Genomic DNA, 16567 nt, shown 5'->3' on the forward strand with positions numbered 1-16567 from the left:
CCCCGCGCTAAGCAATCAAAAGGATGAGAAGAAGCGATGACAGATTCCGCGCCGAAAAAACACATCACCGAAAAACTTCATGCCGCTTTTAACCCGCGCGCCGACAAGCTGGTCAATGTGCAGGAATGGCGGGAAAAATACGAAGACAAACTTTCTGCGACCCTGAACCGGCTGGATAAAGTCAAACGCGCCGTTCTTTTCGATCCGATGCATCTGGTCAGCGGTTTGCGGCAGGCCTTCAACATCGCCCGCGAAAAAACCGACAACCCGTATTTCGTGTCCAAAAATGTTGCCGAACGCTTTGAAGCCGAAGGCCGCATTCCCGAAGCCGATGAAATCTATGTCATGCAGGATACGATTCTGGACGGTCCGGGGCAGAATTCCCTGATTTCCAAAAGCCTGCAAAAATTCTCCGGCACGCAGGGGCGCATGAACAAAGCCCGTCTGGAAGCCGTCAATGACTGCAAGAACTTCATTGATAAGCTGAAAAACGGCGAGATCGTCCGCCTGCCGATGCGGCGCGGCCATCCGAAACGCTAATTTATTTGCTATCCGCTCATAACAAATACTTAAGCACGTAGAGAGACTGCCAGAACAATACAAACTAAGTATCGTTTCTTTCCTTTCGTGCCTTAACACCTCTCTTAACACTTCCCCGAAGCGGTGTTGTTCTTAGCTGAGGAGACAATCCTCTCGATATCATAAAACTCATAATATCCACACCTGCCTGATAGATCGTAGCAGCATCATGTTCAATTTCCTGCACAGGTATTTTCTTCAGATCATACTGTAGGCTACCTCTGGCCTTTGCTCTCAGGCTAAAAACTTCTCTCGTGTCAGGATGTATAGCGAATGCGTTATGAACGATCGTATTGCGTTTATCTAGTGCTTGTTTAACAGCATCTAATAGTTCATCAAGCTTATCCAGTTCTTTAATGTCTGGAGCTTCAATTTCAGCTAGTGTGCGTAGAATGTCATTCTTTAATGGAAAAGACATGTGAGTAGTTAGAGCTATAGTTTTAGCATTATCAATCTCAAGAAGAGCACCAATCAGGTCTTGTAAGACAGATTCTGTTTGTGCACAGGCCGCCGTCACTAATCCTATTGCATGCAAATATTCGGCAGGCAGGTTGCGTGGGTCAAAATCATAAATAATAGGTGTCTTATTATTCGACATTAGATATCCAAGACATTAATCACAAACATTAACCGCTTGCCTGCTCTTCCCCGTCTTCTTCGGGACGGACAGGCACAACACGCACCAGCGTAATCTGGTTGCGCTGGCGGCGCAGGACCTCGAAACGGAAACCGTAGAAACTGAATGTCTGTCCGATTTTGGGAATGCTCTGGCTTTCATGCAGAATCAATCCCGCCAGCGTCGCATAATCCTCATCCGGCAAATCCCAGTCCAGCTGGCGGTTCAAATCGCGGATCGTCGCCTTGCCGTCAATCAGATAACTGCCGTCGGGCTGGAAACGCGTCTGGATAGCAGCGACATCATGTTCATCGGTAATCTCGCCGACGATTTCCTCCAGAATATCCTCCAGCGTCACAACCCCGACCAGACTGCCGTATTCATCGACGATGACGGCAAAATGCTCGCGGCGGCGGCGGAATTCCTGCAACTGGTCGAACAAGGTCGTGGATTCGGGAATGAACCACGGCTCGAACATGCAGTTTTCAATCGTGAACTCTTTCATATCGCCTTCACAGCGGTTCAATTCGCGCAGCAGCATTTTCGTATGCAGAATACCGACGATATTATCCGGCGTTTCCTGCCAGACCGGCAGGCGCGTATAGGGGCTGCTCAGAACTTCCTCGACCAGCGCCGCAGTTTCCTGCCCCGCATCAATCATCATCACATTCCGGCGGTGCACCATAATATCGGAAACATCAACATCGGCCAGATCAAGAATCGAGCGCAGCATCGCATGGGCTTCGGCTTTTTCCTCTTCCTCGGTTTTCTGCCGCTGCAGATCAATCGCGCCGCGCAGCTCGATATCCGGATCTTCATCATCATCCTCGCGGTCAAGATGCACCCCGAACATTTTCAGCGTCGTTTCCACGATTTTCGTGACCGTGTCGGTAATCGGCGCCAGCAGAAAAACCAGCGGACGCAAAACCGGCGAGACCGCCAGCGCCATGCGTTCGGCATTATTAATCGCATAGGTTTTCGGCAGCACTTCGGCAAAAACCAGCACCAGCACCGTCATTCCCAGTGTTGCGTAAACAACACCCGTTTCTCCGAACAGCGTAATCAGCAGCGAGGTCGCCAAAGCCGAGGCCAGAATATTGACAAGATTATTGCCCAGCAGAATGGCGCCGATCAAACGCTCTTTTTGTTCCTGCAGCTGTTTCACCGCAGCGGCGCGTTTATTGCCTTTGCGGAACATTGCATGTATCCGCGCGCGCGAGGATGCGGTTAGCGCCGTTTCGGAGCCTGAAAAAAAGCCCGAGCAGAGCAGCAGCGCAAGAATTGCCAGACCCGTTCCCCATATATACATATCCATGATGTTTTGCGTCCTTTAAAAAAGAAACATTAAATTGATTGATACTGATCTCGTCTATCTTACACTTTTTTTATACCTGCAAAAGCCGTGTGCAATATATTCCGCACCGTATCGGCGGAAACGCCGTCGCCGACAAAGGCGCGGCCGGTTTCCCACAGCAGGACAAAGCGCATTTTTCCGTCCCTGTTCTTTTTATCATAACGCATATAATCCATCATCTCCGCCGCCGCAACAGAAAACGGCGGACGCACGGGAATCCCCAGTTTTTGAAAATGACTGATGACATCCTCCGCCGTGCCGGTCGGGCACAGCCCCATCGCCTCGGAGAGCTCCGCCGCCATCACCATGCCGATGGCAACCGCCTCGCCGTGACGGAGGCGGTCATCATAACCTGCGGCACGTTCCAACGCATGACCGAATGTATGGCCAAAATTCAAGAGCGCACGCAAATCATCGGTTTCCTTTTCGTCAAGTGCGACAATCTCGGCCTTGATCGCACAGCTGCGCGCCACCGCGTGACAAACAGCGTCATTATCAAGCGCCAGCACGGCCGCGCCGTTTTCCTGCAGCCAGTCCCAGAACGCCGAATCATGGATCAGCCCGTATTTGGCGGTTTCGGCATAACCGGCTTTCAGCTCCCGCTCCGGCAATGTCTTAAGCGTATCCGTGTCGATGACCACCGCATCCGGCTGGTAAAAGGCGCCGATCAAATTCTTGCCTGCAGCCGTATTAATACCGGTCTTGCCGCCGACGGAGCTGTCAACCTGTGCCAGCAGCGTTGTCGGCAGCTGCACAAAGCCGATGCCGCGCAGCAGAATGGCGGCGATAAACCCTGCCAGATCACCGACAACGCCGCCGCCCAGCGCAAATATTGTTGTCCGGCGGTCAATGGCTTTTGTCAGGATGTCCTGCGCGATTTTCTCGACATTGGCAAAGCTTTTGCTGTCCTCCCCCGGCGTAACGGCGTAAACCGCAATCATATCCCAGCCCGCCTGTTTCAGCGCCGCCAGAACCTGATCCTGATAAAGCGCTGCGACATTTTCATCCGTCATCAGGATACCCCGCCCCGCGGCAGGGGGCAGCAATTCCGCCAGCTGCCCGTAAAGCCCGCTGCCGATATGCACAGGGTAACTGCCCGATGCCGCCTTGACCGTCACAGTTTCATGAATGCCCATTTATATACTCCAATACAGCGTCTCTTACTTTATGCCCCATCGCCCGCGGTGATAAATCCGCACTGCAATCCACCGTCACATCCGCCTGGGCATAAACCGGATAGCGTTTTTCTATCAGCGCCTCCAGAACGGCGCGGGAATCCGTATTTTGCAAAAGCGGGCGGTGCGATGTGCGCGATGTGCGTTCCACCAGCAGATCCAGATCGGCCTTCAGCCAGACGGACACCGCCATATTTTTGATATTGTTCCGCGTGACCTCGTTCATAAAGGCGCCGCCGCCTGTTGCCAGTACCAGCGGTCCTTCCGTCAGCAGCCGCTCGATAACGCGAACCTCGCCCTCACGGAACCCCGTCTCGCCGTAAAGGTCAAAGATCTCCTGCACCGAACATCCGGCGGCCTCTTCAATTTCACGGTCGGCATCTGCAAAGCGCATATGCAGCAGCTTTGCGATTTCACGGCCCACCCGCGTCTTCCCTGCCCCCATCAATCCGACAAGAACAATGTTTTGCTCGCGCGATTTTCCCATGTAAAATTCTCTATCCTCTCGAAATGATTGTAGAATCGCTCCGGAAAAATAACAAAACTTAAATTTTCCGCGGCGGAAAATAAATTAATTCCGCGCCGCCGCATGAAATAACATAATGCGGATATTACAAAATGCTCGCCTTGAACATAATAAAATAACGTAGAATCAAGACACTGTATTATTTTCCATCATCATGAAATATTTTTCCAATTTTATGAAAAAACTTATTGACAATACCCTATGGCTATGCGATATTCTGCTGTACGGTAAATAGGTATCTTAGCTTGCATACAGAAGTCCAGTCGTGTGACAAACCAAGGCACCTAAATCCCCGGCAAACGAAGTTTGACCGTGGACAATTAAATCGAGTACGATAGAATGCATAGAGTAAAAAACTGAAAAGAAAACAGGTAACTATGCGCTTTATCACAATCCTCTTTTTTTGTTGTCTCATTGGTCTGACCGTCGGTTTCGGGGCGCTGGCCGTCTGGGATATGCCCCAGCCGAAAGAACATGTTGAGAAAACCGTGGATAACGGGCGTTTTTTCGGAAATAATGGTGAAAAGTAGAAGTAATCTAACAAGATAGCGAATCACCATAAGATAAGATTGGCATAACTCCAGGCAGCCCTTTAAACGGCAAGTGCGCAATGTGTACGGGAAAACCACTATTCCCTTATCCCATTGAAAAGAAAAGATTAAAAAATTTTCATATATTGCACTTGCTTTTTTTGCCAAAATACGGCCTTATGTCGTATAGGCAGTTGAAAAAGATGCGTTATGAAGCGCTTTTAAAAATTTTCTGTTAAAGGAATATTTTTTAAAGACGCTCCTATAAAAGATAATAACCGTAACGCATCGCATGGTGAAAACGAAAGAAGAAGGAGAGAAAGATGGCACGTCCAGGTCGTCCCCGTCAACCCAGAGCCCCGCTTCCGGTAACGGTCGAAGGGTTTTTGGAAATGTTGATTTCCGAACGCGGTGCAGCGATGAATACAAAGCATGCATATGAACGCGATCTTGCAGATGTCTGCGCATTCCTGCGTAAGCAGAACAAAGACATCGAAACGGCATCCACAGATGATTTGAAAGAATATCTTGCGGATTTGGCCGAGCGTCACAACGCGAAAAGCAAAAGCAAACACGTCAACGGCGGTAAAACCGCAGCGCGCACAATCGCCCGCCGCATTTCCGCCCTGCGTCAATATTATGGTTTCATGATCACGGAAAGCAAGCGTGAGGACGATCCGACCACAGGTCTGGAAAGCCCGAAACAAACACGCGCTCTGCCGAAGGTTCTGACAGAAGAAGAAGTCAGCATCCTGATCAAAACAGCCGCAGGCCGCGGCACGCCGGAAAACATCCGTCTGGTATCTCTGCTTGAGATCCTGTATGCGACGGGTCTTCGTGTTTCCGAACTGGTCGGTCTGGAAGTTTCGGCTGTCGGCGAAGGCTGCCGTTTCATCATGGTTGAGACAAAAGGCGGCCGCGAACGTATGGCGCCGCTGTCCGAACCGGCACAAAAAGCGCTTGAAAACTATATGCGCATCCGCCCGCGTTTCCTGTCGCACGAGCGCAAGGAACTGCTTGAAAAATGGCTGTTCCCGTCCCGCACGTCCGAATCCGGTCACCTGACCCGTCAGCGTTTTGCACAGCTTCTGAAAGAGCTGGCGCATCAAGCTGATCTGGATCCGGATCGCGTCAGCCCGCACGTATTGCGTCACGCATTTGCAACGCACCTTCTGCAGCACGGCGCTGATCTGCGCTCTGTCCAGAAGATGCTTGGTCACGCGGATATCGCGACCACGCAAATCTACACGCAAGTGCTGGATGATCAGGCAACAGACACCGTCACGGAAAAACATCCGATGGCTGCTGAGAAATAAGCCTGATTACAAAAGCGAATTCTAAGAAAAGGGAGCTTTGAAAGCTCCCTTTTTTTTGCTAATCTCGTGCTTCCAAAAATAAAAAGGAAAAAAGAGGATGCTGGAATTTGAAAAGCCGCTGATCGAGCTGGAGAAAAAAATTGCCGAGCTGGAACGCATGAGCAATGACAATGATGTCTCCATTGCGGACGAATTGTCGCGCCTGCGCAAAAAGGCCGACCGCATCGTCAAGGACACCTATGCCGATCTGGCGCCGCAGCAGAAAGTTGCCGTTGCACGCCACCCGCTGCGTCCGCATTTCGTCGATTACGTCAAAAAACTGGTGACGGATTTTACCCCCTTGGCCGGTGACCGGCTCTTCGGCGATGATCATGCGCTGCTGGGCGGGCTAGGCCGTTTTCAGGGCCGTCCCTGCGTCATTATGGGGCAGGAAAAAGGCCATGATACCGACAGCCGCATCCATCACAATTTCGGTATGACTCGTCCGGAAGGCTACCGCAAGGCGCAGCGTCTGTTATCACTGGCCGGGCGGTTTCAACTGCCGGTCATTACGCTGGTTGATACGGCAGGTGCTTATCCCGGTATCGGCGCGGAAGAGCGCGGACAATCCGAAGCCATCGCCAAATCAATCGAATCATGCCTGCGCTGCACCACGCCGATTATCTCCGTTGTCATCGGCGAAGGCGGCTCCGGCGGTGCCGTCGCGATTGCCACGGCCAACCGCGTTCTTATGCTGGAACATGCGATTTACAGCGTCATTTCTCCCGAGGGCTGCGCCTCCATCCTCTGGCGCAGCGGCGATTATGCCCGCGATGCGGCGGAAGCACTAAAACTGACGGCACAGGATTTGAAAGAGCTGGAAATCATTGACGATATTATTACCGAACCGGTCGGCGGCGCACACCGCTTCCCGCAAAAAACCATCGAAAATGTCGGTCAGGCGGTTATCAAACATCTGGATGAGCTGAAAGACATGGACGCAGATGCCCTAAAACGCGACCGGCAGGAGCGTTTCCTGAAAATCGGCGACCGGTTTTAAGATTTCCGCGCAATCAGGCGTATAAGTGCGCCCTCACCCTGATGCCTGCCGCTATTCAGGGTCTCGACGCTTTCTTCCAGCCGCAGAATATCCAACATGCCGAAATCCGCGCGCAGTGTTTCTTCCGAAAAAAGCATCTCCGCTTCCTGCGGACCGCCGGAAGCGTATTCCAGCTGTTCTTTTCTGAAGCCTTCCAGCAGCAGCAGCCCGCCCGGTTTCAAACAGGCAACATATTTTGCATGGATATCATGCCGCAAATCGGGCATCAGGTGGAAATAGCTGACGACAACACCGTCATAATGCCCCGTTTTGAAATCAAATTCCTCCACGCCCGATACATCCGCCTGCAGCGTGACGCCGTAATGCTGTGCCGCCGCCAATGCTTTTTGCACGCCGGCGGTAGAACCGTCAAAACTATGAACATCAAAACCCTGCCGTGCCAGAAACACGCCGTTACGCCCGTCACCATCGGCGGGCAGCAGAATTTTACCCTGCGGGGGGAAAAGAGAGATGGCATCTTTTAGAAAAGCGAGCGGCGCCTCCCCGAAGAAAGCGCCGTCTTGTGCATAGCGTTCATTCCAGAAATCACGCCATTGCTGTTCCATCGCATCACTCCTGCACCGGATAGGAAGCGTCTTTTAAACTCAGGCCGGTTCCGGTGTGCGTGCGGTTTTATTGGACGCACGGTTACGTTTTTCAGCGGTTTCGATTTCATCCGCCAAAGAAACATCCTTGCCGTCAACAACTGGCGTCTGAACATTACCGTCCACGCCGTCCGCCTTGCTGTTTGTACTGCGCGGCTGTTGTTGCTGTTTATTCTCTTCATTCGCATTGATCAGACGCTGATAATGCTCCGCATGCTGCAAATAACTTTCGGCCAGCACATGATCGCTGCCGGCTGAGGCATCACGCGCCAAAGCAACATATTTATCATAGACCTGCTGTGCATTGCCGCGGATACGGACATCGGGGCCGTTACTGTCAAAAACCTGCGTGCGGGAATTATTCGTTCTGTTACGGCCAGCTCTGTTATTACCGTTGCTGTTCCGTGAACGCCGGGGGTTCGAACCGTGTTTCATTGCTGCTCCATCTCGTGCTTCGATATGTTTTTTAGTGCTCCCAAAAAGCCCTTACCGGTTCTTACTTTCGCGCATTTTTATATTTCGCACCGGTTTTTGATATTTTTTGCGTATTTTTATATAGTTAGCAAGTTTTCTTCGCAACAAATATCTGGGCTTCATTCATAATAACGCGGATTGCGCAAAAGGGTAAAGCCCTTTTTTGCACAGAAAATAACACTCAAGCTCCGCATATGCGGACATAATAGCCGTCCGACCCGCGAAATCAAGCGGTTTCTTGCCCTTTTGCGTCTTTATTTCAGCGGCGAAAAAAAATGCAGCGGTCGCGTCCGGCCAGGTCTTTTGCACAGCGGATATCGGAAAATCCGCTTTCTTCACACAGCCTGCGCAAATCATCGGCCTGATCATAGCCGATTTCAAAGACGCATAATCCGCCCTCTGCCAATAATGCGGGCAGCAGCGCAAGAATCTCGCGGTAGCAATCCAGCCCGTCTGCACCGCCATCCAACGCCTGCAGCGGATCAAATTCTTTCACCTCGCGCGATAATCCCGCAATATCCGCATGCGGAATATAAGGCGGATTTGATACAATCACATCAAAATGCCCCAGCTTCTTCACATCTTCCGCTGCGGTCCAATCCAGAACCTGCACGCGGCATCTATCCGCAACCCCCAGTAACCGGGCATTTTCTTCCGCGGTTTTGACCGCCTCCGGCGCGATATCAACGGCAAGTGCTTCCGCCTTGGGACAAAGACTTAGAAGCGTCAGGGCAATGCAGCCGGTTCCCGTTCCCAGATCAAGCAGGCGAAAGCCGTTATCTTTTCCTGTGCCCAGTTCCCGCAATACGGTTTCGATCAGGGTTTCGGTATCGGGGCGCGGATCCAGCGTCGCGGGAGAGAGCAGAAAATCCGCGCCGTAAAAACCGCGCCGCCCCAGAATGCGCGAAACAGGCTCTCCGTCAATCCGGCGGGTGCGGTAATCCTGCATCTGCCGTATCTGCGTATCTGTCAGCAACTGATCTCTTTGTGTGACCCATTCCTCGCGCGTGATGCCCAAAACAGCCGATAACAGCAAACGCGCATCCAATGCGGCGGTTTCAATCTCCGCCGCCGCAAAAATATCTTTTGTCTCTTTATATATATCTGCAACAGACATATTTGACATTATCGAATCCTTTGCTATGCTCACATCCGTATAATACGCATGTATTCCTATATAGCAGAAAGAGGGAAAAAGGAACTCACCATGGAAAATATGAATATCGACTTCGCGAAACTTTATGAACTCGTCCTGATTTACGGGGTACAGTTATTAACAGGTATTGCGATCTTCTTTGTCGGTCGCTGGGCTTCACAGGTTGCCGCCAAATTCGCCCGCAAAGCAATGGAAAAGGCCAAGCTCGACAAAACGCTGGTCTCCTTTGTCGGAAATCTGCTTTATTATGCGCTGCTCGGTTTTACGATCATCGCCGCTATGGGACAGATGGGGATTGAAACCACGTCATTTGCCGCCGCGATCGCCGCTGCCGGTCTGGCCGTCGGTCTGGCCCTGCAAGGCTCGCTGTCCAATTTTGCCTCAGGCATTATGATCGTGCTGTTCCGCCCCTTCAAAGTCGGTGATTTTATTGACGCCGCAGGCGCAATGGGAACCGTCGACAGCCTGAATATCCTGACAACAACGCTGAAAACGCCGGATAACAAAATCGTTATTATTCCCAACAAGAACATCCTGAACGGCAATATCACCAATTTCTCGGCACGTGATACCCGCCGCATCGATCTGGTTTTCAGCATCGGTTATGATGACGATATCAAAGCCGCCAAGAAAATCCTTGAGAAAGTCGTCAAAGCGGACAAACGTGTGCTGGACGAGCCCGCACCGATGATTTCCGTGATGGAACTGGCGGCAAACAGCGTCGATTTCGCCGTACGCCCCTGGGTGAACTCCTCCGATTTATGGGCCACCCGTTGCGATTTGATCGAAGCCATCAAGCTGGAATTCGACAAAGCAGGGATCAGCATTCCCTTCCCGCAGCGTGATGTGCATATTTATGAAGCAGCAAAGAAGCCTGCTGCAAAAAGCACAGCCAAAACATCATCAAAGGCAAAAACGAAAAAAGCGGCCTAATATCGGTATCGCTTGCACAATAGAATAAAAGGGTGGAGCAAACATGCTCCGCCCTTTACACTTGAGACAGACGTCCATAACTTTCGGGAATCAAACATGTCGGCCAGACTCGTCACGCCCTCCGGCGCATTCAAAGACAGCTTTATCGAAGCCTTGCGTGAAGGCTTTGTCCGCGGTGTCGAAACGGAACGCAGCAAAGAGGAGATCGATGCCATCGCAGATGATTTCCCCGCCTATCTTGAAAATATCCTCACCAAGGACAAAACCGGCCAAATCCTCTGCCCCGACGGCAATACCTATGAACGTGTTCCGTCCAGCGATTACTGGCTTGTGCTGGATGAGGCCTTTATCGGCAGTATCTCCCTGCGTCACAGACTAAACGAGTTTCTGCTGAAATTCGGCGGTCATATCGGTTACGGCGTGCGCCCCAGTTTCCGCCATCAGGGCTATGGCACGCTGATGCTGCGGCTGTGTCTTGACGAAGCCCGCAAAATCCTGAAAACCGACCGCGTGCTGCTGACCTGTGCCGAAGGCAATATGGGGTCACGCAAGATTATCGAGGCCAATGGCGGCATCCTTGAAGACACTGTCAGCTTTGACTGGCAGGATGATAATACGATGCGTTACTGGATCGACCTGTAACCGCGCGCGCTCAAAAAAGCTTGAATTAGGCTCAAAAACAGGATAAGGTGGCGTCCTTATTAACCTTTTGTAAAGGAAGTATTGTTATCTTATTTCAGATAATCAATATCCATATTTGAGGTACACGTCCATGTCTATTGAAGCACGCAAAGCAATTTTACCCCCCGATTACACACCGACGGATAAAGAAGAGTTTATGAATCCGGTAATGGCTGAATTTTTCCGTCAACGACTGCTGTTGTGGCGCGAAGAACTGCTGGCCGGTTCGACCGAAACCATTGAAACCATGCAGCAGGATAATCTGCAAAAACCGGATATTGCAGACCGCGCCGCTGCCGAGACGGATCACGCGCTGGAACTGCGTACCCGCGACCGTGAACGCAAACTGATCAGCAAGATCAATGAAGCGCTGGAAAAAATCGAACAAGGCACTTACGGCTATTGTGAAGAGACCGGCGAGCCGATCGGCGTTGCCCGTCTGATTGCCCGTCCGATCGCTGTTTACAGCCTGGAAGCGCAAGAACGCCACGAGCGCCATGAAAGAACAAGACGCGACGAACGCGAATAGTCTTTAAAACGGATAAACAAAGAAGACGAAACGTCAAAAGGACTTTTGGTCTTAACAGGAAAAACGCCTCCTACGGCAGGGGGCGTTTTCTCTTTATATAAATACCTTCTTTTCCGTTATGACTGCCGCCTGCCGGAGCGCCCCTCGCGATACCATGCCATCATCATCACCAGCGCAATCACCAGCATTGCGCCAAGCGGCGGCAGTAGCGGAAAGCTTTTCAAACCGGTCACGCGATAGGCCTCATTCTTTTTCACGGCAATCCAGTCATCGCCGTAATATTTCAATTTGGCAAATCCGGCGCCGTGGCGCAGCTCAAAACCCTGTCCCGCTTCACGGTACCAGACTTCACCGCCGCCTGTTTCCGCCGTCAACGGTGCCAGTTTTTCATTCGTGGCAATCACCTGCTGCATTTCAGGCACATCAATCCGGCCGACAACGGCAAAGGCTTTTTGCCCTGATGTCGGATCTTCAAAACGGTAAAGCCCGTATTGGTCAACACTCACATCACCGCGCTGCCAACGGCGCATATCTTCACGCCGCAACGTCAATGTTTTTTGCTCCTGCTCCGGCGTAAACATGGCAATATCGATATTTTCATCTACATCCAGCAAAGCGCGGCGGCGCACAGTCAGATCAAAACCGTTCACGCTGACCACAAGACGGTTTTCCTCCAGCTCCGGTTCTTTCATCAGCCAATGCACCAGACGGCGCAGCAGCTCTTTCTGCGGGCCGCCATGTTCCAGCCCGCGCGCCCACAGCCATGTGTGATCGCTGGCCAGCCATGCCACGCGGCCTTTTTCAGCCTTATCCAGTACCAGCAGCGGATATTTCTCCGCCCCCGTCATCAATACCCGCGATGTCGGCGCAACTTCTGCCTTGACCTGACGGAACCAGCGCCCCCATGCCTGCTGTTTATCCGTCAGCCTTTCGGTGACGGGATGCACATCGCCCAGCTCGGTTTTCTCGGGGATAAAACCGTTTTCAATTGTGCCGCCCAGCGGACGGGCCGGCAGAATATCGCGCACACCTGTTTGGTACAGCGAGCTTTCACCGCCATATTCATCGCCCGATGCCATCAAAAGCGCCCCGCCGTTTTTCACGTATTCACGGATATTGCGCATGTAAAATCCCTGCAAAATGCCTTGCAGGTGATAGCGGTCAAAGACGATCAGATCGAAATTCTTGATTTTGCGCTGGAACAGCTCATGTGTCGGGAAGGCAATCAATGACAGCTCATGCGACGGCGTCGGATCCAGCGCCTGCGGTGAACGCAGAATGGTAAAATGCACCAGATCCACCGCCGGATCGGAATTAAGCAGGTTCCGCCATGTGCGCTCCCCCGCATGCGGCTTGCCGGAAACCAGCAGCACGCGCAAACGGTCACGCACCGCGCGGATAATCGAAAAGGCGGTATTATTCGCCGCCGTCAATTCGCCCTCAAGCCGGGGAACCGTAAAGCTGAGAACCGTGTCACCGGCATGTTCCATTTTAAAGCTGAGCTTGCGTTCCTCGCCGATCACCACCGGAAACACACCGACAGGATCCCCGTCCTGCATGACGTCCAGACGCAGTTTTTCGGTCTGCCCTTTCGGATAGCCCTGCGCATCAATACGCACCGTCACCGTCACCGTATCACCGGTCAGCGCATAGCGCGGCGCCTGCGTGACAATCACCGAAATATCCTTTTCATCCTTGCCGCCGGTATAAACGGTATGGATGGGGATGTTTTTCAGACGTTCATCCTCCAGCGGTGCGGCGGGCGCATCATGCACCTGCCCGTCCGTCACCAGTATTACACCCGCCAATGCGTTTTCTTCCTGTTCCAGCACCGCTTCGCGCATGGCCGACCACAACCGGGTTTCATCCTCCTGCGCCTCCACCGTCAAGTAGACGGGCTCCACATCCGGCAGCGCTTCAAGCTGTTTGCGGATATTATCCATCGCACCGGCCACCAATGCGGGGCGCTGACCGACTTTTTCACTCGGCGTATTATCCGTAACAATCAGAACCGTGTCTTTGATGGCTTCGCGCTGTTCCTGCATCACGGACGGGTTGGACAGTACCAGAAAGACCAGCGCCAGCGCCAGACCGCGCCACCATGTGCCGCGCGCACGACGCAACAGTGCCAGTACAAACAGTACGAAGGCCAACATGCCCAGCACGGCCAGAGCCTGCCAAGGCAGTAAAGGAACAAAATTGAGCGTCATATATTGCTGCATCTACCGCCCGATCCTGTTCAAGAGTTCCTGCGTATGGATCTGGTCGACCTTATAATTACCGGTCAGCGCCATCATAATCACATTAATGCCGAAACGGTAGGCCATCTCGCGCTGTCTTTCTCCGCCGGAATCAATGCGGAACATCGGGCGACCGTTATCCATTGTTGCCCAGGCACCGGCCCAATCATTGCCGCCAATCATCATGCTGGGCACATTATCATGGTCCTGTGCCGGTTTTTTCTGCACCCATAATCTGCCGCCGTTATAACGGCCCGGGAAGTTATCCAACAGATAAAAAGACCGCCGCAGCGCATGCATCTCTGGCACGGGATGCAATGCCGGTATCCGCATACCGCGCAGCAGGGTTTTCAGATGCTGCGCACCGCGGCCCTGATCGACACGGTCTTCATCCATACCGTATTGACTGTCACGCGTATCAAACAGGATCAAACCGCCATTCTCGAGATAATCCTGCACATTATCGCGTCCGCGTCTTGTCAGCGGCGTCTGCGATGCGGAAATCGGCCAATAGATAAAGGGGAAATAAGTCAACACATCCCGTTCGGGATTAACGCCGACAACACCCTGAATATCCACCGATGTCCGCCGCCCCGCCATCCGGCGCAAAGCATCCAGCCCCCGGCGGCTGGTTTGATCCAGATTGCCGTCTCCGGTCATCACATAAGCGATCCATGTCTCATTCGTATAGCGGATGGCTTCGCTTTCCTTCACCGCAGGCTGCTGTGCCAGCGCCGTACCGGGCAAAAAACCCAGCAGCGAGACTGCCGCGATTACCATCGCCGCCCGCACCGGACGCGTCAACAAGCCGCGCATATAAAGCGAAATCAGAAAATCAGCCAGCAGCAACAGCAAGACCGTCACCGCCAGATGCGGCTTGAACGAGGTTTCCTTACCGCTTTCATAAGGCATAACTTTCACCTCATCCGGCAGATTATAGGTAATACGCGTGGTCGGCAGATTGACATGGTCAATCAGATTAAAGGCTTTCAGCGCATCGCCCTCGCCGTAAAAACCGGGCGGATTTTTCGGATTAACCAGAAAATCCTTCTGGTTGGTAATCGGCTCGAATTGCGTTCCCGCCGGCTGCAAACGCCCGAAACCGTCCAGCAGCCTGTCAGGCATCAGGCGAACATCCTGCCCTTCAATACCCGTCACGCCGACGCTGAGGGCGATCAACCTCTTCAGCATCTCGATAAAAACACCCGAAATACTGATATCGCTCCATAACGGATTGGCGGTGGTATGAAACAGGACAATATGCCCCGCGCCTTCCGTCCCGCCGGTGACCAGCGGTGTTTTATCCGTCAGACGCGCCCAGATTTTTTCCTCCAGCTCCAAAGACGGCTCCGCCAAGACCTGTTTGGAGACCGTAATCTTGCTGTCTTCCGGAATCTCCAGCCCTGCAAAGGGGCCCGTTTCGGCAAAACCGCCCAGTTCCTGCGGCACATCCCATGTCAGGCTACCTTCAAAATCGCGGCCGCCGTAACGCAGACGCACCGGCAGAAGATTATCCCTGTCCGGCTGTGCGGCAATATTCGGCCCGGCAAAACGTACCAGCATCCCGCCTTTTTCAACCCAGCCGCGCAGCTCTCCGCGTTCATCGGATGTCAGCGGGTAATCGTCACTGATCATCATCACGGCCAGTTTTGCTCCCTCCAGCATGTCATGCACCGTACCGGTTCGCAGATCGGCATAAGGCTCCAAAGCGCGGATCATATAAAAGATGTCATTCAAATAGCCCTGATTATTCAGCATCGCCTCGGTTGCGGCAATCCCGACGGGACGGAAACGCCAGTTTTCATCCACCATATAAGTGCCGCCCGCATGGCTTGCCTGCTGAATTTTCAGATGCGTCAACTGGTTGCGGCGGTCCGTATCAATTGCGACCTGCGCGGTTTCTTTGCTGCTGCCTGCGGCAATCATCATCCGCTCCTGCCCCAGCACGCGCCCGCCTTCCCCATACATGACAACCGTGGCGGGGACAGCCTGTTCGGTCTCCGTCAGGCGCCGCGCCTCCAGCGTCAGCGTGTTTTTATCCTTGCCGGGCAGCACTTTCAGCAATGTCGGAAAATAGGCATCATTGCCCGCATCCACCAGCGTAACCTCGCCCCTGTCCCGCAGCAGATTGATCAGGTGATAGGTTTCCGAATCCTTATAACTCTGCTGTTCCCCCGCGACACCGGAATGAAAGCCGTTACTGATCCAGAACGTATCAAGCTCTTTACTTAAACGGGCGGTTTTTTCAGCGATGTCATCATAATCGGCGGGCCATGGCTGCGGCGTAATCTGCCGCACCAGCCCTTTGGCGGCTTCTGCCGCGACGATATTGGTGTCATAAATGCGGGAGGCCGTCGGCACAACAATAATATTGCGGCCGCTGCGGTGTACGCGTTCGATAAGACGCTGCGCCATATCCTGCCGCTGTTGCCAGTTCTGCCCCGCCGCCCAGTCATTATCAATCAGCAGCAGTACGGGACGGTCTTTCTTTAACACGGAATCATACAGCTCCTGCGCGGTATGGGTTACAGGTTCCGCCATCGCCAGAATAAACAGACCCAGCGCCGTTACGCGCAGCAACAGCAACCACCAGGGCGTATGCTGACTGGGCTTTTCCGTTTCCTGCAAATTGCGCAGCAGCATGATGGCCGGAAACGGAATCCGTTTTGGTGTCGGCGGCAACAGCCTAAGCAGCAGCCAGACAATCGGCAGCAGCGCAAACCCGAATAACACGGCGGGAAACAGAAATGTTACCAAACTTGGCATCAGCGCCCT

Annotated in this window: 16 protein-coding genes; 7 read left to right on the top strand and 9 right to left on the bottom strand. The window is 52.8% G+C overall.

Annotated features, from left to right (window positions below; genetic code table 11):
- Positions 1-36: 36 nt before the first annotated feature.
- Positions 37-540: a hypothetical protein gene (locus HND56_10135; GenBank protein QKK06024.1), complete on the top strand. Its 504-nt coding sequence runs from the start codon at positions 37-39 to the stop codon at positions 538-540.
- A gap of 64 nt (positions 541-604) precedes the next feature.
- On the opposite strand, the gene HND56_10140 is transcribed toward HND56_10135, so the two are convergent.
- From HND56_10140 to HND56_10155, 4 genes are read right to left on the bottom strand one after another with little or no spacing between them, the layout of a single operon-like run.
- Positions 605-1177: a hypothetical protein gene (locus HND56_10140; GenBank protein QKK06025.1), complete on the bottom strand. Its 573-nt coding sequence runs from the start codon at positions 1175-1177 to the stop codon at positions 605-607.
- 28 nt (positions 1178-1205) lie between these two features.
- A complete protein-coding gene (locus HND56_10145) occupies positions 1206-2510 on the bottom strand; it encodes an HlyC/CorC family transporter (protein QKK06026.1) in 1305 nt (434 codons plus the stop codon).
- A gap of 59 nt (positions 2511-2569) precedes the next feature.
- Positions 2570-3685 (bottom strand): 3-dehydroquinate synthase, encoded by a 1116-nt coding sequence (locus HND56_10150; GenBank protein QKK06027.1) that lies wholly within the window; start codon positions 3683-3685, stop codon positions 2570-2572.
- A complete protein-coding gene (locus HND56_10155; protein QKK06028.1) occupies positions 3672-4211 on the bottom strand; it encodes a shikimate kinase in 540 nt (179 codons plus the stop codon). Before HND56_10155 ends, HND56_10150 begins: the two co-directional genes overlap by 14 nt.
- Before the next feature lie 416 nt (positions 4212-4627).
- On the opposite strand from HND56_10155, the gene HND56_10160 reads away from it, so the two are divergent.
- From HND56_10160 to HND56_10170, 3 genes are all read left to right on the top strand, one after another.
- Positions 4628-4780 carry a hypothetical protein gene (locus tag HND56_10160; protein QKK06029.1) on the top strand — a complete coding sequence of 51 codons (153 nt, stop codon included), beginning with the start codon at positions 4628-4630 and terminating at the stop codon, positions 4778-4780.
- A gap of 323 nt (positions 4781-5103) precedes the next feature.
- Positions 5104-6096 (top strand): site-specific tyrosine recombinase XerD, encoded by a 993-nt coding sequence (locus HND56_10165; protein ID QKK06030.1) that lies wholly within the window; start codon positions 5104-5106, stop codon positions 6094-6096.
- A gap of 97 nt (positions 6097-6193) precedes the next feature.
- Entirely contained in the window at positions 6194-7135 is a 942-nt protein-coding gene (locus HND56_10170; protein QKK06031.1) for an acetyl-CoA carboxylase carboxyltransferase subunit alpha, read from the top strand.
- Here the strand turns inward: HND56_10170 and HND56_10175 are convergent.
- From HND56_10175 to prmC, 3 genes are all read right to left on the bottom strand, one after another.
- The gene (locus tag HND56_10175) at positions 7132-7740 is read right to left on the bottom strand and encodes a class I SAM-dependent methyltransferase (protein ID QKK06032.1); all 609 of its coding nucleotides are present in this window, start codon (positions 7738-7740) and stop codon (positions 7132-7134) included. The two genes, HND56_10170 and HND56_10175, sit on opposite strands and share 4 nt — an antisense overlap.
- 39 nt (positions 7741-7779) lie before the next feature.
- Positions 7780-8214: a DUF4167 domain-containing protein gene (locus tag HND56_10180; protein ID QKK06033.1), complete on the bottom strand. Its 435-nt coding sequence runs from the start codon at positions 8212-8214 to the stop codon at positions 7780-7782.
- Positions 8215-8512: 298 nt separating this feature from the next.
- A complete protein-coding gene (gene prmC / locus HND56_10185) occupies positions 8513-9379 on the bottom strand; it encodes a peptide chain release factor N(5)-glutamine methyltransferase (GenBank protein ID QKK06034.1) in 867 nt (288 codons plus the stop codon).
- Positions 9380-9460: 81 nt separating this feature from the next.
- Here prmC and HND56_10190 point away from each other — a divergent pair, with 81 nt between their 5' ends.
- The 3 genes from HND56_10190 to dksA all read left to right on the top strand — a co-directional run bounded on the left by HND56_10190 (position 9461) and on the right by dksA (position 11552).
- Positions 9461-10342 carry a mechanosensitive ion channel gene (locus HND56_10190; protein QKK06035.1) on the top strand — a complete coding sequence of 294 codons (882 nt, stop codon included), beginning with the start codon at positions 9461-9463 and terminating at the stop codon, positions 10340-10342.
- 96 nt (positions 10343-10438) lie between these two features.
- On the top strand, positions 10439-10984 hold the full coding sequence (locus HND56_10195) for a GNAT family N-acetyltransferase (protein QKK06036.1): 546 nt from the start codon (positions 10439-10441) through the stop codon (positions 10982-10984).
- 130 nt (positions 10985-11114) lie between these two features.
- Positions 11115-11552, top strand: a complete 438-nt coding sequence (gene dksA, locus HND56_10200) for an RNA polymerase-binding protein DksA (protein ID QKK06037.1) — start codon at positions 11115-11117, stop codon at positions 11550-11552.
- A gap of 116 nt (positions 11553-11668) precedes the next feature.
- Here dksA and HND56_10205 read toward each other — a convergent pair whose 3' ends face one another.
- Positions 11669-13774 (bottom strand): hypothetical protein, encoded by a 2106-nt coding sequence (locus HND56_10205; protein QKK06038.1) that lies wholly within the window; start codon positions 13772-13774, stop codon positions 11669-11671.
- Positions 13775-16558, bottom strand: coding sequence for a DUF4159 domain-containing protein (locus HND56_10210; GenBank protein QKK06039.1), 2784 nt, complete (start codon positions 16556-16558; stop codon positions 13775-13777).
- Between the last annotated feature and the right edge of the window lie 9 nt (positions 16559-16567).

It is taken from the genome of Pseudomonadota bacterium, from assembly GCA_013285465.1.
GTDB lineage: Bacteria > Pseudomonadota > Alphaproteobacteria > Micavibrionales > CSBR16-224 > CSBR16-224.